We start from the raw sequence: 20352 nt of genomic DNA, 5'->3' as shown, positions 1-20352 counted from the left end.
TCAGAGCACCTTTCCGGTGGGGGCTGCGTCGTGCGGTTCGTCCTCCGCGGAAGGCCGGCGCAGCAGGGCGATCGAGCCGGACACGGTCGTCGCCTTGAGCGTCCCCGTGCCCGCGCCCAGTCTCCCGGTGATCTTCTTCGCGCCCCACTGGCCGCTGACCCGCAGGTCGTCGAAGGCGTTGGAGACCGCTCCGCTCGCGGTGTTCGCCTCGACGCGCGCGTCCGCGGGGTGCGGGAGCCGGATCGCGACCTCGCCGGAGACGGTGGTCAGCCGGATGTCGGTGGGCTTGCCCGCGGGGTCGAGGTCGATGACCATGTCGCCGCTGACCGATTCGGCCCGTACGGAGGTTCCGGCGCCCTCGATCACGGTCAGATCGCCGGAGACGGAGTTGTAGCGCAGATCGCCGGTGACGGACTGGGCCTCCAGATTCCCGGAGACGGTGTCGGCGCGGACCGCGCCGGAGAGGCCGACGAGTGTGGTGTCGCCGCTGACGCCGCGTACTGCCGTCGTGCCCTGGATGCCGGATACGAAGGCTGCCGCGCCGACCACGCCGACCTCGACCGCCGAACCGGTCGGCACGGCGAGGGAGACGACCGCGCTGCGGTGCCAGCCCTTGCGGTCGAGCCACTTGAGAAAGCCCTTCCAGGGCAGATCCTCGTACGCCACGGTCAGTGTGGAGCCCTGCTGGGTCACGATCAGCGGGGGGCCCTCGATCTCGGAGACCTCGAGGCGGGCGGAACCTTCGTCCGTGCCCACGACGTTGACCGTTCCGTTGACTATGCGCACGTTGAGTGCCGTCACGGGGTCGTCGAAGGTGAGCTTCTTCGGCTCAGCGACTTCCCACGTCGACTCTGCCATGGTGCTGACCTCCCTGGGGCGGGCTTGACGCAACATATCGCGTCTCTTGGTAGATACGATATATCGCGAATAGGGGATGTCAAGCGTGGCAGCGGGCGCGTGAGGGGGCGCATAACGGTTGTACAGGGGCAAATTGGCCTAGCGTATGAGCCATGAACGCGACATCCGCGGGCGCGCTGCTGCTCTGCCGGGCCGAGCCGGCTGCGGTACGGCACCCCGCCCATCTGCTGCGCGAGCAGCAGCTGCTCGCACCGGCCGGCGAGGAGTGGAGCGTGCTCGTCCCCGAGGGAAAGCCCTGGCTGGACGGCGGCGAACCGGTCGACCGGGTGCTCGGCGGCTGGGCGTCGGCCGTCGCCGTCGGCACGAACTGGCCGGTGCTCGCGCTGTGGTGGGACGGCGACCGGAGCGGCTTCACCCTCGCGTCCGGCTTCCGCAGGCCCGTCGGATACGTCTGGCTCGCGGACGGTACGCCGGTCGGCGAGGACGAGGCGATGCGGACCTTCGCGGCTCGCCTCGGGCTCGATCCCGTACTGGATCTGCAGGCGCTGGAGCCGCTCACGCTGCCCGACCCGGAGTCGGACGGGCGAGCCCGGCTGCTCGGCCTGATCGCGGTCCTGGCGCGGTCCGGACTGGCCCTGCCCGCGGGCCTGGCCCCCGGCGAACCGGCCGACCGGCTGCGGTCGGCCGCCCACGCGCTGGGCGCGGAGCCGGTGGAGTGGTCGGGCTGGCGCGATGCGGTACGAGCGGAATTCGACGCGGTCGAGGAGGGTCCGCTCGGACCGTGGCTGCGCGGCCCGACGGCCCGGCTGCTGAGCGCGGCGCAGCTGGCGGCGGGAGTGCCGATGGTGGCGCGGGGGGTACGGCGGCGGAGCGGAGGGTGGGCGGTGGCGGGGGCGGTGCTGATCGTGCACGGGGCGCTGGGGCTGGTGTACGACCGGGTCCGGGGGCGTCGGGGGTAGGGCCAGTCCCGCCCCTTCCCGAAACCGGGGCCCGTGCGGCCCGCGCCGCAGGCGCAGCAGCCCCCTACTCGTCCTCGTCCTCGTCGTCCAGCCGCGCCAGCCACGTGGCCAGCCGCTCCACCGGGACCTCGAAGTCCGGGTTGAGGTCGACGAACGTGCGCAGCTGCTCGGCGAGCCACTCGAAAGTGATCTCCTCCTCGCCGCGACGTTTCTCCAGCTCCTCGATGCCGCGATCGGTGAAGTACAAGACATGCTCCTGGTACGGATGGGGTCAACCTCATCAGCCTAATCTTTGTGGAGCCCCGGGGGCTCCAAACCAAGTCCGCCCGCCGGCGCGCACAACGCAGGCGTCGCAAGGAGGCGCGGCGGGCGAGGGACATCAATCACAAGATCGCGAAGAAGACCGTGGCCGAGGCTGAACGCACCTCGCGCGGGCGCGGACCGGAACGGCTCCCGCAACATCCGCGCCCGTGCGTGGCAGTTGTGGCGAAGCGGGGTCCGGTCAAAGGCCCCCGCCATCACGAAACCTCGGGTGGCTGGACGCGGACGACGCATCGCCGCCGGTGATGCCGCGTACCGCAGGCCCGGTCGCTTCAGTGGCGGGTTCTTGACATTACGGCGACTTCCGTCTCTCCCCTGCAACCGCCCGGGCCAGTAACGTCGTCGCCATTCGCACAGCACCCAAGTGCAGTGACACTGGGACGAGTTGGCCGTGCAACGACGGGGGGAACCGTGACCGGACGCGTCCAGCAGATCGAACTTCCCGGGGGAGCCGTCGTGCTCGCCCGGCTGTCCACTCCCGGCGGCGGATACGGCGAGGACGACGAGGACGTCGGCTTCGTCGACAACGCCACCGCCAAGGTCCAGCAGCTCCAGCAGCTGATCACCCAGGTCGGTGCCTCCGTCCTGGATGCCGCGGCCGCCGCCAAGCCGGACGAGGCGAGCGTCACCTTCGGCGTCGAGCTCACCGCCAAGTCCGGCGTCGCCCTCGCCGTACTGGCGGCGGGGGAGGCCAAGGCGTCCGTCCAGGTCACCCTCACCTGGCAGCTCAAGGACCGGCCCACGGATCAGCCGACGAACCGGCCCACGGCTCAGGCCCCCGCAGACCCGACATGAGCGACCCCGACTCCGACTCCGTCATAGACGCCCTGACCCGCGCGGCCACCGTCCACTTCTCGCACCGGCAGGACGACTCCCCGATGTGGGGCAGCGGCTTCTTCGTCGCCCCCGGCTGGGTCCTGACCTGCGCCCACGTACTCGCCCCCCACCTCAAGGGCGACCCGGCCAGGACCTTCCGCCTCTGCGGCAGCGAGGTGAACGACGGCGAGCCGCTGGATGCCCGGCTCGTCTCCTGGCTGCTCGACGGCGAGCCGCGCGCCGAGCAGCGCGTGCCCGTGGAGCAGGACCTCGCCCTCGTACGCCTCGTCGACGAGTGCGTCGAGCACGAGTGCGTCTGGCTCACCGACCGCACCGACTACCCGGGCGGCCGCGGGATCGTGCAGGGCTACCGGCCCGAGGACGACCCCGTGCGCCAGGTCCGGCGGGCCGTGCGCTGGAAGGCCGGTGCCAGGATCAACGGCTTCGACGACGACTACGGGATGCGTTTTCGGCCGGAGGCCGAGTTCCCCAAGGGCGGTTCCGGATCACCAGTGCTCGACGCCCACACCGGCGCCGTCGTCGGCATCCTCAAGTCCCGGCGGACCGGCCGGGACGGCGGCATGGCCATCGCCGCCACCGCACTGCGCCGCTTCGGCCCCGCGTACCAGACCCTCATGGCCGCGCACGACCGCTGGCACGGCCAGTCCCCTAAGGTCACAGGCCACAACTGGATCGAGCGCCAGCACCAGCTCCCGGGCGCCGGTGTGCACACAAGCGGCGACCAGTGGAGCCCCCGCGACCGGCGTGAGGCGCTGTCTCTGCTCTCGGGCGTGCACCCGCCGGCCGCCATCCGTCCCGTCGTCGAACTCGCCAAGAAGGCCCGCGGCGGCGTCGCCGCGCCGCCCGGCCAGCTGCTGCCGCGCATCTGGCGCGACGGACACGGCCTGCTGTACGAGGCCGGGCAGCCCGTCGCCGCCATCGCCGCGCTCCACTACCTCCAGCTGGTCGTCGAGTACGAGCGCAGCCGCGGCGGCGACCCCGTCGCGCTCGCCGACTGGGTGGCCCGGCGGCTGCAGGACGTGCCCCGCATCGTGCACACCGTGGTCACCCAGGCGACGCTGCCGCCCGGACTCGTCCATCAGCGCACGGCCGACGGGCAGGACCGGATCGTCGTCCGCTATCCGCGGCCCGGCGACGGGGCAGCCGTCGTCATCGTCGAGCTGGAGCCGGTCTGCGACGCCCGCCCCGCCCGCTTCTACTGGCGGATCCGTGTCGACGACGGCCAGGACGTGAACGAGCCGCTGCACGAGGAGCAGACCGGCGACGGCGTCCCGCCCGAGCAGATCGTGCAGCGGCTGCGCGGCCCGCTGGAGGAGGTCTTCGCCTCCGTGGACTCGCCCGGTGCCCCGGCTCCCCTCGAAGTCGCCCTGCCCGTCGATCATTTCGACACCGCTGTGCACCGCTGGCAGCTCACTGAGATGGCCCGGCTGCACCATCCGGCGTATGTGGGGGTACGGCGGATGGTGGTGCTGCGCGATCTCGCGAGACGAGGGAAACCGGACGCCGTCTGGCAGCGCCGCTGGGAGGGGACGCTGACCGCCGAAGTGCTCACGGCGGCCCGTACGCCGCCGCAGCGGCAGGTCCCGCGCCCGCGGCACTTCGAGGAGATGCCGGCGTCCACGGTGCCCGTCCTGTGCCGACCCGCAGGCAGCGGCGTCGGACGGCGGGCCATCGGGATGGCGCTGCAGGCCGGGCACGGCATCGCCCTGTGGCACACGGACGGCCATCCCGACCTCAGTTGTACGGAGTTCTGCGAGGAGATGCAGCAGGGCGCCGCCCAATTGCTCGCCCAGAGCGTGGGGGTGATTGAGCTTCCCGACCGGCTTCGCCGTATCAGGGACGACATCAGCGGATCGAGGAACAGCAGGCACTGGGCGGAAGGGGTGGCCATGCTCTACGACGACCCGAGCCGCCCTCTGCCCGCCGACGACTCCGGACCGGTGGACTCACCATGAGAAGCCGCGTCCGAGCAATCAGAAGTCCGGGGGGTGGGTACATACCCCCCGTGGTCCGCCACGGGTCCCACCGGCCGCCTACGAGGAGCGAGCGATGGACGACTGGCTGATCTACCGAGGCGTCGGCGCACCGGATCCCGGCCGGATCCGCCACCTACCACCGCCGCCCCCCTGGCGTGCCTTCTCCGGGGTGCCGCTGCCCGACCCGGCGCCGCCGATCGACAGTTCGTCGACGCGGCGGCTCGGCGCGCGCGTGGGAGCCCCGCCCGCCCAGGACGCCGAAGCGCTCGAACTCATCAACGCCGCCCTGTACTTGAGGCGTCCGCTGCTGGTCACCGGCGAGCCCGGCTCCGGCAAGTCCACGCTCGCGCACTCGGTCGCGTACGAACTCGGGCTCGGCCGGGTCCTCCAGTGGCCCATCGTCAGCCGCGCCGAGCTGAAGGACGGCCTGTACACCTACGACGCCATAGGCAGGCTCCAGGACGCGCAGCTCGCCGAGCGCGGTGCCGAGCGGGGATCCGACGACATCGGCCGGTACATCAGGCTCGGGCCGCTGGGCACCGCGCTGCTGCCCGCCGAACGGCCCCGGGTGCTGCTCATCGACGAGCTCGACAAGAGCGACATCGATCTGCCCAACGACCTGCTGAATGTGGTGGAGGAAGGGGAGTTCGCCCTTCCGGAGCTGGAGCGGATGGCCGACCGGCCGGGGCACGACGAGGTGCGGGTGCTCACCGACGACGGCCGCCGGGTGCCCGTCAGGGACGGCAGGGTGCGCTGTCACGCCTTCCCCTTCGTCGTGATGACCAGCAACGGCGAGCGCGACTTCCCCGCACCGCTGCTGCGCCGCTGTATCCACCTGCACCTGGACCCGCCGCGCGACGAGCGGCTCGCCGCGATGGTGCAGGCCCACTTCGGGGCCGGGGCGGACGAGCTGAACCTCGATCTGATCGGGCAGTTCACCCGGGAGGACGGCGACGGCGAGCTGCGGCCCACCGACCAGCTGCTCAACGCCATCTACCTCACGCAGCAGGCGGTACGGGCGGAGTCGGGGCGGCGTGAGGAAATCGCCGAGCTGCTGATCCGTCCCCTCGACACCCGGCAGCGGTGATCGAATGAACGCGGCCGTTCCGCCTCCCACTCCCGTTCCGCCTGCCGTTCCGCCTCCCGCCGCGCTGACCGCGCTGGTCGCCCGACTGCGCGAGGCCGAACTGAAGCCGACGGCCGAGGAGTTGGCGGACGCGCTGTGGCTGTCCCGGCATGTGCCGCCCGCCCCGTCCAGGCCGCCGGGCGCGATACCCGAGGGTCAGTCCGGGACACGGCCCGCGGACCGTCCGCCGGTGGAGGCGGCGCAGCCGCCCGCACCCTCCCCGTTCCGGGCGGGACCGACGCCGGGCCCCCGCATCGACCTGTACGGACCGGCGCAGACGGAGGGCGTACCAGCAGGCGTATCGCCCGCCGGTATGCGCAGGGTCCCCGTGCCGGCCGCCGCCGCGCTGCCCGACGCCCCGGCACTCCAGCGCGCGCTGCGGCCCCTGCAGCGCTACCGCCCGCCCATGCGCCCGGTCCGCCGCGAGCTCGACGAGGTCGCGACGGCCGACCGCGCCGCCGACACCGGCCTCGTGGTGCCGGTGCTGCGCACGGCCCGGCGGCGCGAGGCACGCCTTGCCCTCGTCATGGACGTCTCCTCGTCGAACGTCGTATGGGAGAGGGCACTCGAGGAGCTGCGGCAGGTCTGCGAACGCGCCGGGGCGTTCCGCGAAGTCGCCGTCCACCACCTGCGCGAGCACGCGCCCACGCCCGCCCAGCTCGGCGACCCGACCGGCCGCCAGCTGACCCTGGTCCTCAGCGACTGCGCCGGCCCCATGTGGCGCAGCGGCCGGATGCAGCGGCTGCTGTACACCTGGGCGTCGACCGCGCCGGTCGCCGTGGTGCAGCCGCTGCCGCAGCGGATGTGGGGGCGTACGCACCTTCCCGCGCGGCCAGGGCTGCTGCGACGGCGCGAAGGACCCGCGGGACGGCTGGAGTTCACCCCGAAACAGCCCGGACCGGCGGCCCTCGACCGGGGCATACCGGTGCCGGTGCTCGCCCTGCGACGCTCCTCGTTCGACGCCTGGACCAAGCTGGTGGCGGGCGCGACCGGTCAGTCGCTCGACGCCGCCGCGGCGCTGGTGCGAGCCCGCCACGGACCCGCCGCGATCCGGTCCCGCACGGCCCGGCACATCGAACCCGCCCAGCGCGTCCGGGCCTTCCGCAGGACCGCCTCGCCGGCGGCCGCCCAGCTCGCCGTCTATCTGTCGGCGGTCCCGCTGGTGCTGCCCGTGATGCAGCTCGTCCAGCGCGCCATGCTGGTCCGGGGCGGCCCCGATGTGCTCGCGGAAGTGCTGCTCAGCGGCCTGCTGCGGCGGGACGAGGACGGGCCGGCCGAGCAGGAGGGCGGCCCCGCGTACGTCTTTTTGGACGGGGTCCGCGAGGAGCTGCTCGGCCAACTGGGAGCGAGTAGCGCGGCATTGGTGCTCAAGCACTGCTCCGAGTACGTCGAGAGCCGCTACGGGCGTACGGTGCGCAACTTCCCGGCCATGGCCGCCGCCTTCCTCGCCGGTTCGGTGGACCCGCACCCGGCCGCGCCCGGCGGCCCCGGCAGCCGCAGCCAGTGGGCCTTCGCCCAGGTGTCGGCGCAGGTGCTGCGGCGGCTCGGCGTCCCCGAACCCGCCGCGCCCCCCGGCGGTCTGCCCAAGGACGGCCCGGCGGGTCTGCGGGCGCAGGCCCGCGCCTGTCTCGCGCACTTCGGCGAGTACGGCACCGTACGCGACCTCGACGAGGCGATCAGGCTGCTCGGCTCGGCCACCCAGGCCGAACGGCGCACCGCCGAACGGGCCGTGCTCTACGGGGAGCTGGCCGATGCCCTGCTGCGGCGCTGGCTGGTGCGGCCGCTGCCCGAGGACCTGCGCGAGGCCCTGGACGCCGCCCAGAACGCTCTCACCGGCAAGCCGCAGGCGTATCTGACGCTGGCGCAGGTGCTCGAAGCGATGGCCGACGAGGTGGAGTCGGGCCGGCTGAGCACCCTGCTGATGCCGGAGTGGGTACGGCTGCAGGCGGCGGCCGGAGCCGACGATGTGCGTCTGGTGGCGTCGGTCCTGCTGTCGACCGCGGATGCAGGGCTCGCCGAACTGACCGACAGCCGACCCCGGTTCGACGACGTTCCCGGGCTCAGGGAAGCAGCGGCGGCCGCCAGGATCCGGGTGCTGCGGCGGCTCGCCGTGACCGGCGCCCCGTACGGACTGCGCGGCCCGGTCCGGCCCGAGGACTGGTTCACCGAGACCACGCAGACCGCGCTGGCCGTCGTACAACTGCTGCTGGACGACGAGCGCCCCGAGTCCGCGCTGCTCGTCGAGGGCGGGCTGCTGCTGGAGCTGGCCCGGCACTACCGCGGCGAGGGCCCCGTCGCCAGGGCCGCCGACGAGGAGGACCGGATCGCCTCCCGCGCCTACGCCGAGCGCGCCGACGAGGACCTGCACGCGGGCATCGACGGACTCGACTGGGAGGCGGTCTCCGAGACGCAGCTCTGCCGCGCCTGGCTGGACTACGCCGACGCCATCGAATTCGCTCACGAGACCCCGGACGACGACGACAGGCTGCGCATCCTCCAGGCCCTGGACCAGGCACGCCAGCACGTCGGCAAGGACGAGGACGCCCTGGCCGACATCCTGCTGCGGATGGCCCGTGTCCTGGAGCAGCGCTACCTCTCGACGGGAGGCTGGGCACACCGCGACTCGGCGATCGCGGCCTGGACCGAGGCGGTGCCGCTGCTGCCGTGGAACGACCCGGGCCGTGCCGTGGTCCTGACCTCGCTCGGCAGGCAGCTGACCGAGCGCGGTGTGGACAAGGACTCCTCGGCCGACATCCACGCGGCGGTACGGGCACTGCGCGGCGCTATCGAGCAGACGTCGGCGGCCGACCCGGAACTCCCGCGCCGCCGTGCCCTGCTGGGCCACGCCTACATCGAGCGCTTCCGTGCCGACGAGACCGTCGCCGACCTGCACGAGGCGGACTGGGCTCTGGGAGCCACGGCCCGGGCGGCCGGCGATCCCGAACTGGCCGCGTACGCCTGGTGGTACCGCGCCCTCGCCTCGGCCCTGCTCGCGCAGCGCACCGCCTCGTACCCCAAGCTCCAGGACGCCGCCGCCCATTACCGCCGCGCCGCGGCCCAGATCGGCGCGGGCGAACTGTTGGAGCGGGCGACGGCCGCCCAGTGGATGCGGGCGACCCGCATGGAACGCACGGCGGGCCCCGGGCGAGCCCTGGAGGAGCACCGGGCAGTGCTGTCTCTGCTGTCGGCCGCGGGCGCCTCGCGCACGCAGACCGCCGGCCTCATCCGGCAGGAGGTCGACCGGCTCGAGGACAGCCCCTGACAGCCCGAAGGGCCCTGCCCAGCGCGGTGTGCGCTGGGCAGGGCCCTTCGGTTCGTACGGTCAGTCGGTCGGCCGGTCAGGCCTCGAAGACCTCGTTGAGCAGCTGCTGCTGCTCCGCCTGGTGACGCTTGGCCGAACCGACCGCCGGGGACGAGCCGTGCGGACGCGAGATGCGGCGCAGGCGCTCGCCGTGCGGGACGTCCGCACCGACTGCCAGGTCCAGGTGGTCGATCAGGTTGAGCGCGATGAACGGCCACGCACCCTGGTTCGCCGGCTCCTCCTGCGTCCACAGGTACTTCTCGGCGTTCGGGAACTTGGCGATCTCCGCCTGGAGCTCGGCACCCGGCAGCGGGTACAGGCGCTCGAGGCGGATGATCGCGGTGTCCGTGTTGCCGCGCTTGATTCGCTCGGCGTCCAGGTCGTAGTAGACCTTGCCGGTGCAGAAGACGACCTTGCGGACCGCGTTCGGGTCGACCGAGTCGTCGCCGATCACCGGGCGGAAGCCGCCGTTGACGAACTCCTCCGCCTTCGACGCCGCGGCCTTCAGACGCAGCATCGACTTCGGCGTGAAGACGATCAGCGGCTTGTGGTGCGGGTTGTGGACCTGCCAGCGCAGCAGGTGGAAGTAGTTCGACGGCAGGGTCGGCATCGCGACCGTCATGTTGTTCTGCGCGCACATCTGCAGGAAGCGCTCAGGACGGGCGGAGCTGTGGTCCGGGCCCTGGCCCTCGTAGCCGTGCGGCAGCAGCAGCGTGACGCCGGAGGTCTGGCCCCACTTCTGCTCGGCCGAGGAGATGAACTCGTCCACGACGGTCTGCGCGCCGTTGACGAAGTCACCGAACTGCGCCTCCCACATGACCAGTGCGTCCGGGCGGGCCAGGGAGTAGCCGTACTCGAAGCCCATCGCCGCGTACTCGCTCAGCAGCGAGTCGTAGACGTTGTAGCGGGCCTGGTCCTCGGAGAGGTACAGCAGCGGGGTGTAGTCCTCGCCGGTCTCCTGGTCCACCAGCACCGCGTGGCGCTGGCCGAAGGTGCCGCGGCGGGTGTCCTGGCCGGACAGCCGGACCGTGGTGCCCTCCATCAGCAGCGAGCCGATGGCGAGCGTCTCCCCCATGCCCCAGTCGATCGTGCCGTCCTCTACCGAGGCCGCACGGCGCTGCATCTGCGGCATGAGACGCGGGTGGACCGTGATCCGGTCGGGGATGTTGACCTGGGACTCGGCGATCCGCTTCACGACCTCCTGGGAGACCGCGGTGGTGACGGACACCGGGAACTCGGCCTGCGCGTCCGGGACATGGGCCGGGGCCGGGTGGCTGGTGGCCTCGCGGACCTCCGCGAAGACCTTCTCCAGCTGGCCCTGGAAGTCCTGGAGCGCCTGCTCCGCCTCTTCCAGCGTGATGTCCCCGCGACCGATGAGCGACTCGGTGTAGAGCTTGCGCACCGAGCGCTTCTTGTCGATCAGGTTGTACATCTGCGGGTTGGTGAACTGCGGGTTGTCGCCCTCGTTGTGACCGCGGCGGCGGTAGCAGATGAGGTCGATCACGACGTCCTTGTTGAACGTCTGGCGGAACTCGAAGGCGAGCCGCGCCACGCGGACCACGGCCTCCGGGTCGTCGCCGTTCACATGGAAGATCGGCGCCTCGATCATGCGGGCCACGTCGGTCGCGTACATGGACGAACGCGAGGACTCCGGGGCGGCGGTGAAGCCGACCTGGTTGTTGATGACGATGTGGACCGTGCCGCCGGTGCGGTAGCCGCGCAGCTGCGACATGTTCAGCGTCTCGGCGACGACACCCTGGCCGGCGAAGGCCGCGTCACCGTGCAGGGCGACGGGCAGCACCGTGAAGTCCGTGCCGCCCTTGTTGATGACGTCCTGCTTGGCGCGGGCGACACCCTCGAGAACCGGGTCGACCGCCTCCAGGTGCGAGGGGTTGGCGACCAGCGAGACCTTGATCTGCTCGCCGTCGAGACCGGTGAAGGTGCCCTCGGCGCCCAGGTGGTACTTCACGTCGCCGGAGCCGTGCATCGACTTCGGGTCGAGGTTGCCCTCGAACTCCCGGAAGATCTGCGCGTACGACTTGCCGACGATGTTCGCCAGGACGTTCAGGCGGCCGCGGTGGGCCATGCCGATGACGACCTCGTCGAGGCGCGACTCGGCGGCCGAGTCGATGACCGCGTCGAGCAGCGGAATGACGGACTCGCCGCCCTCCAGCGAGAACCGCTTCTGACCGACGTACTTGGTCTGCAGGAAGGTCTCGAAGGCCTCCGCGGCGTTGAGACGGCGCAGGATCCGCAGCTGCTCCTCGCGCTCGGGCTTGGTGTGCCCGCGCTCCACCCGGTCCTGGATCCACTTGCGCTGCTTCGGGTCCTGGATGTGCATGAACTCGATGCCGGTGGTGCGGCAGTACGAGTCGCGCAGCACGCCCAGCACGTCGCGCAGCTTCATCAGGGACTTGCCGGAGAAGCCGCCGACGGCGAACTCGCGCTCCAGGTCCCACAGCGTGAGTCCGTGCTCGGTGATGTCCAGGTCGGGGTGCTTGCGCTGGCGGTACTCCAGCGGGTCGGTGTCGGCCATGACATGGCCGCGGACCCGGTAGGAGTGGATCAGCTCGAAGACGCGGGCCGCCTTGGTGACGTCGTCGTCGTGGCTGGCGTCGATGTCCTTGAGCCAGCGGACCGGCTCGTAGGGGATGCGCAGCGCCTCGAAGATGTCGTCGTAGAAGCCGTCCTCGCCGAGGAGGAAATTGGCGACGATCCGCAGGAACTCGCCGGAGGCGGCGCCCTGGATGACCCGGTGGTCGTACGTGCTGGTGAGGGTCATCACCTTGGCGATGCCCAGCTTGTTCAGCGTGTCCTGGGAGGTGCCCTGGAACTCCGCCGGGTAGTCCATGGAGCCGACGCCCATGATGACCGACTGTCCGGGCATCAGACGCGGCACGGAGTGGACGGTGCCCAGCCCGCCGGGGTTGGTCAGCGAGACGGTGACGCCGGTGAAGTCGTCCATCGTCAGCTTGTTGTTGCGGGCGCGCCGGACGATGTCCTCGTAGGCCTGCCAGAACTCGAAGAAGTTCAGCGTCTCGGCCTTCTTGATGCCCGCGACGACCAGCTGGCGGTCGCCGTTGGGCTTCACCAGGTCGATGGCCAGGCCGAAGTTGACGTGCTCCGGCTTGACGAGGGCCGGCTTGCCGTCCTTCTCCGCGTACGACCAGTTCATCGACGGCATGGCCTTGATGGCCTGCACCATCGCGTACCCGATGAGGTGCGTGAAGGAGACCTTCCCGCCGCGGGCGCGCTTGAGGTGGTTGTTGATGACGATGCGGTTGTCGAAGAGCAGCTTCACCGGCACGGCGCGCACGGACGTGGCCGTGGGCATCTCCAGCGAGGCGTTCATGTTCTTCGCGACGGCGGCGGCGGGGCCGCGCAGGGGCACGTACTCCGGGCCCGCCGGGGCCGGCTCAGCTGCCTTGTCGGCGGCAGCCGCCGGCTTGGGGGCGGCGGGAGCCGCGGCGGGCTTCGCCGCCGCGGGGGCGGCCGGGGCCTGAGCCGCGGGCTTCGCCGGTGCGGCGGGCGCGGCCTGCGCAGGTGCGGCGACGGGCTTCGCGGCCGCCGGGGCGGGGGCCGCGGTCGGTGCCGCTGCGGTGGCACCCGTAGCCCCCGCGGCTACGGCGCCGGACTGCGCGGCGGCCGGGGCATCCGTGGCAGGGGCCCCGTCGACCGGCTTCGCCCCTGCGGCGGCAGCACCCGCGCCGCCCGGCTTGTAGTCGGCGAAGAAGTCCCACCAGGCACGGTCGACCGAATTCGGGTCCTGGAGGTACTGCTGGTAGATCTCGTCGACGAGCCACTCATTGGGGCCGAACGCGGCGGCAGGGTTCTTACCCTGCCCGCCTTGGTCGGTCGAGATGCTCGAGTTACTGGGGGACTGAGACGACACGGCGGCAACCGCCCTCTTCCGCTTCACAAGGTGATGGACAGCGGAAATAAAGGCTACGCCTCCCTGGCCGAGAGGTGCAGGCCGGGCGGGTCATCGTCGCGCAAGTCACACCGATCGGCGGGTTTCGGGGCAAGGAATGGCGGGAAACTAGCTCGGTTCCGTTTTCCGCGGGTACGACTCACCGCGGCTGCGACCCACTGCCTCGCACCCAGGACGGCGTACCGGCCGCATTTCGGCCGTGCCCTCACCACGTACACGCAGAATGCGCGCTTCCGGTTCGAACCCTACGTCAACCGCGTGCCGAGGGGATCCCCGGAAGGGTCACGAGAATGCGGCAGCCGCGGGACGATTCGGCCACCCCGATGCGTCCGCCGTGCAGATCGACGGCCCAGCGCGCGATCGCGAGGCCCAGGCCCGTACCGCCGTCGCTGCCCTTGCCGTGCGGGGCCGTGACGCTGCCCCGGTTGAACCGCTCGAAGACCCGGTGGCGCTCCTGTTCCGGGATGCCGGGGCCCTCGTCGACCACTTCCAGGTCGAGGGACTCCGGCAGCGGGCCGCGCCGGGCCCGTACGGTCACACGGCCGTGCGGCGGCGAGTGCTTGACCGCGTTGTCGATCAGATTGGCCACCACCTGGTGGAGCCGCTCCGCGTCCGCGTGCGCGGTCAGCTCCGGCGGCGACACGTCCAGGTGCAGATGGACGTCGGTACGGGTGTGGTGGCCGGACCCCGAGGTGAGACCGCGCTGGGCGGCGGCCAGATTGGCCTCCTTCAGCACCCCGGACAGGTAGGGCCACACCTCGAATCGGCGGGCCCGCAGCGGTACGACGCCGTTGTCGAGCCGGGACAGATCCAGCAGCGTCTCGACCAGGCGGCCCAGGCGCTCCGTCTGCTTCAGCGCCGTACGCATCGTCTCCGGGTCGGCGGCCGAGACCCCGTCGACGACGTTCTCCAGCACGGCGCGCAGCGCGGCGATCGGGGTGCGCAGCTCGTGCGAGACGTTGGCCACCAGCTCCTTGCGGTGCTGGTCCACGGCCTCCAGATCGTCGGCCATGCGATTGATCGTGGACGCGAGGTCGCCGAGCTCGTCGCGGCGGTCCGCGCCGCGCACGCGGCGGGTGTAGTCGCCGTGCGATATGCCCTTGGCGACCGTGTTCATCTCGTCCAGCGGGGCGGTCAGGCCGTGCGCCACGAACTGGGTGATCAGCAGCGTGGCGATCACCGAGAAGACGGTGATGAAGCGCAGCTCGGTCTCGGTGCGCAGGGCGACCAGCAGCAGGCCGGTGGTGATGAAGACCGAGACGACGACGAGCGTGCCCAGCTTGGTCTTGATCGAGATCGAGATGGAGACCGAACGCAGCCAGTTCCGCCAGCCCTGGCGAGCGGGCAGCCCGTCCCAGGGCCGCCGCCGTCTCATGGCGCTCATGGCGCCGGCGTCTCCAGCGCGTAGCCGACGCCGTGGACCGTACGGATGCGCTCGGCGCCGATCTTGCGGCGCAGGGCCTTGATGTGGCTGTCGACGGTCCGGGTGCCGGACGCGTCGGCCCAGTCCCACACCTCGGCGAGCAGCTGCTCGCGGGAGAGGACGGCGCGGGGGGTGTTCGCCAGGCAGACCAGCAGGTCGAACTCGGTCGGGGTGAGGTGCACGTCCTCGCTGCGCACCCGGACCCGGCGCTGGGCGTGGTCGATCTCCAGCTCGCCGAGGCGAAGGATGCCGCTGCGCGGCGTCACGGCGGCGAGTGCGGCGCGCTCGACGCGGCGCAGCAGCACGTGCACGCGTGCCGCGAGCTCCCGCATCGAGAACGGCTTGGTCATGTAGTCGTCGGCGCCGACACCGAGGCCGACGAGCATGTCCGTCTCGTCGTCGCGCGCCGTGAGCATCAGCACGGGGACCGGGCGCTGGGCCTGGACCCGGCGGCAGACCTCCAGGCCGTCGAAGCCCGGCAGCATCACGTCGAGCACCATCAGATCGGGCTGCCAGGCCTCGGCCGCGTCGACGGCGGCCGGTCCGTCCACGGCCGTCTGGACGAGGAAGCCCTCGGCCCGCAGACGGGCGGCGATGGCATCGACGATCGTCGAGTCGTCCTCGACGACCAGCACGCGGCGCTGGGCGCCGGGTGTGGCCGCGACGCCGTTGTGCGTGGTGTGTGTCTGCTCCATGGCCCCGCCCCTGTACGCGTTCTCGCGAGCTGCATGCCGGTGTAGATCCCGTGTGTAGGTCAGCAGCGTAAGGGCATCGACCGCGTCCCGGCTACGCAGGGCGAACAGCGAGATGGACCACGTCGGGTACTCCTCGGGCAACCCGGATCTCTTCGGTTCTTACCCCGGTGAATCCGGCATTCCGCAATGCGTCCTCAAATGCGGGGGAGGGCTTGGCAGACCAGACGGCGAGCACGCCGCCGGGCTCCAACCGCCCCTGGCAGGCGGCGAGTCCGGCCGGTGAGTAGAGATTTCCGTTGTCGTCGGTGACGGTCCAGTCGGGCCCATTGTCGATGTCCAGACAAAGTGCGTCGTAGCGGTCCGTGGTCGTGCCCAAATGGGTGACGAGGTCCGTGTGCAGGATCACGCTGCGGGGGTCGGCGAGCGCGTCGCCGGAGATCCGCGCGAGCGGTCCCGATCGGTGCCAGTCGATGATCGCCTGTTCGCGCTCGACGACGGCGATACGTCGCCAGTGGGGGTTGGCCGCGGCGCGGGCGAGAGAGAAGCCGACGCCGAGTCCGCCGATGAGGAGGGAGGGGGCGGTGCGGCCCATGGCGGCCAGCGCGTCGTAGGCGGCGTCGACGAGAAGACGCTCGGAGCGGCCGTCGGAGGTGTCCATGAGGAAGCACCCGTTGGCGATGATCTCGTGGTGCCCGCCGCGCTGCCGCAGTACGACCTCCCCGTGGGGCCCCTCACGGCGGTCGAGGGTGACGGGTGCGTCGGCATGAAGCGGCATGGCGGTGACCTCCTGGCGACGGGGCGGACACGTGTCGGTGGCCATGGTGCCGGGGTGGGGCGAGCGGGACAAATGGTTTAGGCCGGCCTGGCTCCGGCCGTTCCACAATCGCTTCCCGGTGGATTCACAGCTGATCCACAGTGGACTCACAGCTGGTCGGCGGAGTGTGGCGTGCACACGACGCTCGAGGTGGCGCGAAGGTTGCCTCGTGTGGCGCAGGTCATAGACGGGGGTCATGGTGATCGCGTTGGGTGGGGGTTCGTTCGGGCTTGGACGAGAGGGGCCTCACGCGTGAACCAGCTTTCGACGCGCGACCCGGCCACGGGCCAGGAGCTGCTGGGCGGTATTCCGGCCCAGCGCACGGTGACGCGGGCGGCGGCACCCGCACTCGCGCCCCCACCAGCCCAGACGCACGCCCCCTGTGTACGACGGCCCCTGTGGCGCCGAGCGCTGCGGCTGCTGCCCACGCCGACCGGGACACCGTTCACCTTCGGCTATGCGCTCGTCCTGATCGCCACCTCGCTCTTCGTGGAGTACGGCGACCCGGCGACCGTCTCCTCGCTGCTCCATGGATCCAGTACCGATGTCGCCCATTTGGCCCACACCCCGCTCCTTGTTCTGGGAGCCAGCGCCCTCTGGGTCGCGGGGGGCCTGGCGTCTCCGTACGCCGTCGCCTTCCTCTTCACCCTCACCGCGCTGGAGCGCCGCATCGGCGGCCGCCGCACCGCGGGGGTGTTCCTGCTGGGCCATGTCGGGGCGACCCTGGCCACCGAGATACCCGTGGCGGTCTCCGTCATGGCCGGGCATCTGCCCGCCACGTCGCTGCACCGCCTCGACTACGGCATCAGCTTCGGCCTGATGGCGAGCATCGGCGCCCTCGCCGGACTGCTCGGCCCCATCCAGCGCGGGACGCTGCTCGGCTTCGTCGTCCTGATGCAGGTCCAGGACCTGCTGGCCTTCGCGGACCCGCTCACCAACTGGGGCCACCCGCTCGCGCTGCTGGCCGGTATCGCCTGCTGGCCCGCCGTACGCCGCTGGTCGCGAGGGCGTGCGTGGGTGCGCCCGTCAGTCGTCGGGCAGCGCGGCGAATACGTCCCGCAGGGCGGGTAGTCGCATCGTCTCGTCCGTGGTGACGGTATGGCCTGCGTACCTGATCCGGTAGGTGAACCCGTCCGCGACGGGACTGCCGGTGGCCTCACCGGGAAGCCGCGCGAAGTCGGCCTTCTCCAGAGCCCGCCGCAGCTCGGCCAGCTCGGCGGGCGTCATCCTGCCGGAGCCCTTGGGGCCGGTTTTTGTGGACGTGGTGTAGGTGCCGTCGTCCCGGACGAGAAGGTCGTTGCGTACGCCGGCGATGCCACCGGTGACGGTCACGTGGACGAGCGGCCGCGCGACGGCGGGCGTCGTGGGCGCAGAGGACCCCGCGCGGGTTGAATCCCCGCCACCGTCCCCGCCCTCGCCGGACGCGCACCCCGCCGCCAGCAGGACACCCAGCAGCACCCCGGCGGCCCCGCATCCGCTCCATCTCATCCACCGCTGCCGGCCCATCGAGCCCCTGGCGGCGGTAATGGCTGAACTCCGCATGCGCCTAGTCCATCCCTCCGGCTACCGGGCGCGAGAGCTGATCGCTGAGAGCGAACGCCCCCTGGGGAACAACTCCGCGGCTTCCTGCATTGAGTCCATACAGCTCAACTTGACTGCCTAAGGGGAGATCATGGCTTCGACGTCCACACCGCTCACGCTGCCTGTGCTGCCGCTCGACGACGAGGTCGTGCTGCCCGGAATGGTGGTGCCGCTCGACCTGTCCGACAACGACGTACGAGCCGCGGTGGAGGCCGCTCAGGCCGCCGCGCGTTCCAGTGGTGCAAGCAAGCCGACCGTGCTGCTTGTTCCACGCGTCGACGGGACGTACGCAGCGACCGGCGTGCTCGGGACCGTCGAGCAGGTCGGCCGGCTCTCGGACGGCGACCCCGGCGCGCTCATCCGCGGCCGCGGCCGGGTGAACATCGGCGCGGGGACCACGGGCCCGGGCGCCGCGCTCTGGGTCGAGGGCTCCCGCGTCGAGGAGACCGTGCCCGACCCGCTGCCCGGCTCGGTCATCGAGCTGGTCAAGGAGTACAAGGCACTTGCCACCGACTGGCTGAAGAAGCGCGGCGCCTGGCAGGTCGTCGACCGCGTCCAGCAGATCGACGACGTCTCGCAGCTCGCCGACAACTCCGGCTACTCACCCTTCCTGACCACCGCCCAGAAGATCGAACTCCTCGAGACCGCCGAGCCGGTGGCCCGCCTCAAGCTCGCCACCCAGCAGCTGCGCGAGCACCTCGCCGAGCAGGACGTCGCCGAGTCCATCGCCAAGGACGTCCAGGAAGGCGTCGACAAGCAGCAGCGCGAGTTCCTGCTGCGCCGCCAGCTCGAAGCCGTGCGCAAGGAGCTGCGCGAGCTGGGCGGCGAGGGCGGCGAGGACGAGTCCGACGACTACCGGGCCCGTGTCGAGGCCGCCGACCTCCCCGAGAAGGTGCGCGATGCCGCCCTCAAGGAGGTCGAGAAGCTGGAGCGTTCCAGTGACCAGAGCCCCGAGGGTTCCTGGATCCGCACCTGGCTCGACACCGTCCTCGAACTGCCCTGGAACGAAAGAACTGATGACAGCGCGGCCGGGTACGACATCCAGGGCGCCAAGGCGGTCCTGGACGCCGAGCACTCGGGTCTGCAGGACGTGAAGGAACGGATCACCGAGTACCTGGCGGTGCGCAAGCGACGCGCCGACCGGGGGCTGGGCGTGGTCGGCGGGCGGCGCGGGGGCGCGGTTCTGGCGCTCGTCGGCCCGCCCGGCGTGGGAAAGACATCCCTCGGCGAGTCCGTGGCACACGCCATGGGACGCAAGTTCGTACGGGTCGCGCTCGGCGGCGTACGGGACGAGGCGGAGATCCGCGGCCACCGGCGCACCTACGTCGGCGCCCTGCCCGGCCGGATCGTCCGGGCGATCAAGGAGGCCGGTTCGATGAACCCGGTCGTCCTGCTCGACGAGATCGACAAGGTCGGCTCGGACTTCCGCGGCGACCCCGCGGCCGCCCTGCTCGAAGTCCTGGACCCGGCGCAGAACCACACCTTCCGCGATCACTACCTGGAGGTCGAACTCGACCTGAGCGATGTCGTCTTCCTGGCCACGGCCAATGTGCTGGAGGCGATCCCGGAGGCCCTGCTCGACCGGATGGAGCTGGTCAGGCTCGACGGCTACACCGAGGACGAGAAGGTCGTCATCGCCCGGGACCACCTGCTGCCGCGCCAGCTGGAGCGGGCTGGCCTGGAGCCCGGCGAGGTGATCATCGAGGAGTCGGCGCTGCGCAGGCTCGCGGGCGAGTACACCCGTGAGGCGGGCGTGCGGAACCTGGAGCGATCGGTGGCCCGGCTGCTGCGCAAGGTGGCGGCCCAGCACGAAATGGGCGACCAGGAACTGCCGTTCACGGTCGGCGCCGAGCAGCTGCGCGGCCTGATCGGGCGGCCGCACCATGTGCCCGAGTCCGCGCAGGACCCGGCCGAGCGCCGTACGGCCGTACCGGGCGTGGCCACCGGCCTCGCCGTCACCGGCGCGGGTGGCGACGTCCTGTTCGTCGAGGCCTCTCTCGCCGACCCGGAGACGGGCGCGGCGGGGCTGACGCTGACCGGACAACTCGGCGACGTGATGAAGGAGTCCGCGCAGATCGCGCTGAGCTTCCTGCGCTCGCACGGCGCGGAGCTGGAGCTTCCGGTCGCCGACCTCAAGGACCGGGGCATGCACATCCACTTCCCGGCGGGCGCAGTCCCCAAGGACGGGCCGAGCGCGGGCATCACGATGACGACGGCGCTCGCGTCGCTGCTGTCCGGACGCCTGGTGCGTACGGATGTGGCGATGACGGGTGAGGTGTCGCTGACCGGGCGGGTCCTGCCGATCGGCGGTCTGAAGCAGAAGCTGCTCGCCGCGCACCGGGCGGGCATCACGACGGTCGTGATCCCCAAGCGGAACGAGGCGGACCTGGACGACGTCCCGGCGGAGGTCCTCGAGAAGCTGGACGTGCACCCGGTCACGGATGTGCTCCAGGTGCTGGAGATCGCGCTCTCACCGGCGGATGTGCCGGTGCAGGCCGCGGCCTGACCACGATCGGCGAGCCGCGGGGGG

14 protein-coding genes are annotated in these 20352 nt (G+C 71.5%); 7 read left to right on the top strand and 7 right to left on the bottom strand.

Annotated elements, in window-relative coordinates; genetic code table 11:
- On the bottom strand, window positions 1–858 hold the full coding sequence (locus tag OG905_RS14175) for a DUF4097 family beta strand repeat-containing protein (RefSeq protein WP_328668327.1): 858 nt from the start codon (window positions 856–858) through the stop codon (window positions 1–3).
- 152 nt (window positions 859–1010) lie between these two features.
- Between OG905_RS14175 and OG905_RS14170 the strand changes: the two genes are divergently transcribed.
- Entirely contained in the window at window positions 1011–1817 is an 807-nt protein-coding gene (locus tag OG905_RS14170; RefSeq protein WP_328668326.1) for a hypothetical protein, read from the top strand.
- Window positions 1818–1881: 64 nt separating this feature from the next.
- Here the strand turns inward: OG905_RS14170 and OG905_RS14165 are convergent, their stop codons facing one another.
- Window positions 1882–2064: a DUF6104 family protein gene (locus OG905_RS14165; RefSeq protein WP_014176503.1), complete on the bottom strand. Its 183-nt coding sequence runs from the start codon at window positions 2062–2064 to the stop codon at window positions 1882–1884.
- 485 nt (window positions 2065–2549) lie between these two features.
- Between OG905_RS14165 and OG905_RS14155 the strand changes: the two genes are divergently transcribed.
- The 4 genes from OG905_RS14155 (at window position 2550) to OG905_RS14140 (ending at window position 9339) form a co-directional block, all read left to right on the top strand.
- Window positions 2550–2933, top strand: a complete 384-nt coding sequence (locus OG905_RS14155) for a CU044_2847 family protein (protein ID WP_328668325.1) — start codon at window positions 2550–2552, stop codon at window positions 2931–2933.
- Window positions 2930–4930: a VMAP-C domain-containing protein gene (locus OG905_RS14150; RefSeq protein ID WP_328668324.1), complete on the top strand. Its 2001-nt coding sequence runs from the start codon at window positions 2930–2932 to the stop codon at window positions 4928–4930. Before OG905_RS14155 ends, OG905_RS14150 begins: the two co-directional genes overlap by 4 nt.
- A gap of 94 nt (window positions 4931–5024) precedes the next feature.
- Entirely contained in the window at window positions 5025–6038 is a 1014-nt protein-coding gene (locus OG905_RS14145) for an AAA family ATPase (protein WP_328668323.1), read from the top strand.
- Between the two features lie 4 nt (window positions 6039–6042).
- Window positions 6043–9339 carry an SAV_2336 N-terminal domain-related protein gene (locus OG905_RS14140; RefSeq protein ID WP_328668322.1) on the top strand — a complete coding sequence of 1099 codons (3297 nt, stop codon included), beginning with the start codon at window positions 6043–6045 and terminating at the stop codon, window positions 9337–9339.
- A 76-nt stretch (window positions 9340–9415) separates the two neighbouring features.
- Here OG905_RS14140 and OG905_RS14135 read toward each other — a convergent pair whose 3' ends face one another.
- The 4 genes from OG905_RS14135 to OG905_RS14120 all read right to left on the bottom strand — a co-directional run bounded on the left by OG905_RS14135 (window position 9416) and on the right by OG905_RS14120 (window position 16202).
- A complete protein-coding gene (locus tag OG905_RS14135) occupies window positions 9416–13270 on the bottom strand; it encodes a multifunctional oxoglutarate decarboxylase/oxoglutarate dehydrogenase thiamine pyrophosphate-binding subunit/dihydrolipoyllysine-residue succinyltransferase subunit (protein WP_328668321.1) in 3855 nt (1284 codons plus the stop codon).
- 289 nt (window positions 13271–13559) lie between these two features.
- On the bottom strand, window positions 13560–14684 hold the full coding sequence (locus OG905_RS14130; RefSeq protein WP_328682321.1) for a HAMP domain-containing sensor histidine kinase: 1125 nt from the start codon (window positions 14682–14684) through the stop codon (window positions 13560–13562).
- 5 nt (window positions 14685–14689) lie between these two features.
- Window positions 14690–15427 (bottom strand): response regulator transcription factor, encoded by a 738-nt coding sequence (locus OG905_RS14125; RefSeq protein WP_266487303.1) that lies wholly within the window; start codon window positions 15425–15427, stop codon window positions 14690–14692.
- Window positions 15428–15518: 91 nt separating this feature from the next.
- Window positions 15519–16202, bottom strand: a complete 684-nt coding sequence (locus OG905_RS14120; RefSeq protein ID WP_328668320.1) for a spermidine synthase — start codon at window positions 16200–16202, stop codon at window positions 15519–15521.
- Between the two features lie 291 nt (window positions 16203–16493).
- On the opposite strand from OG905_RS14120, the gene OG905_RS14115 reads away from it, so the two are divergent.
- A complete protein-coding gene (locus OG905_RS14115; protein WP_328668319.1) occupies window positions 16494–17312 on the top strand; it encodes a rhomboid-like protein in 819 nt (272 codons plus the stop codon).
- Here OG905_RS14115 and OG905_RS14110 read toward each other — a convergent pair.
- Window positions 17268–17783, bottom strand: a complete 516-nt coding sequence (locus OG905_RS14110) for a hypothetical protein (protein WP_328668318.1) — start codon at window positions 17781–17783, stop codon at window positions 17268–17270. The genes OG905_RS14115 and OG905_RS14110 overlap by 45 nt on opposite strands.
- 130 nt (window positions 17784–17913) lie before the next feature.
- On the opposite strand from OG905_RS14110, the gene lon reads away from it, so the two are divergent.
- Window positions 17914–20328 carry an endopeptidase La gene (gene lon / locus OG905_RS14105; protein ID WP_328668317.1) on the top strand — a complete coding sequence of 805 codons (2415 nt, stop codon included), beginning with the start codon at window positions 17914–17916 and terminating at the stop codon, window positions 20326–20328.
- Window positions 20329–20352 lie beyond the last annotated feature (24 nt).

The sequence above is a fragment of the Streptomyces sp. NBC_00322 genome (assembly GCF_036147535.1).
Taxonomy (GTDB): Bacteria; Actinomycetota; Actinomycetes; order Streptomycetales; family Streptomycetaceae; genus Streptomyces.
Note: the sequence above shows the minus strand (reverse complement) of the source record. Positions and strands in the feature narration are given on the sequence as shown.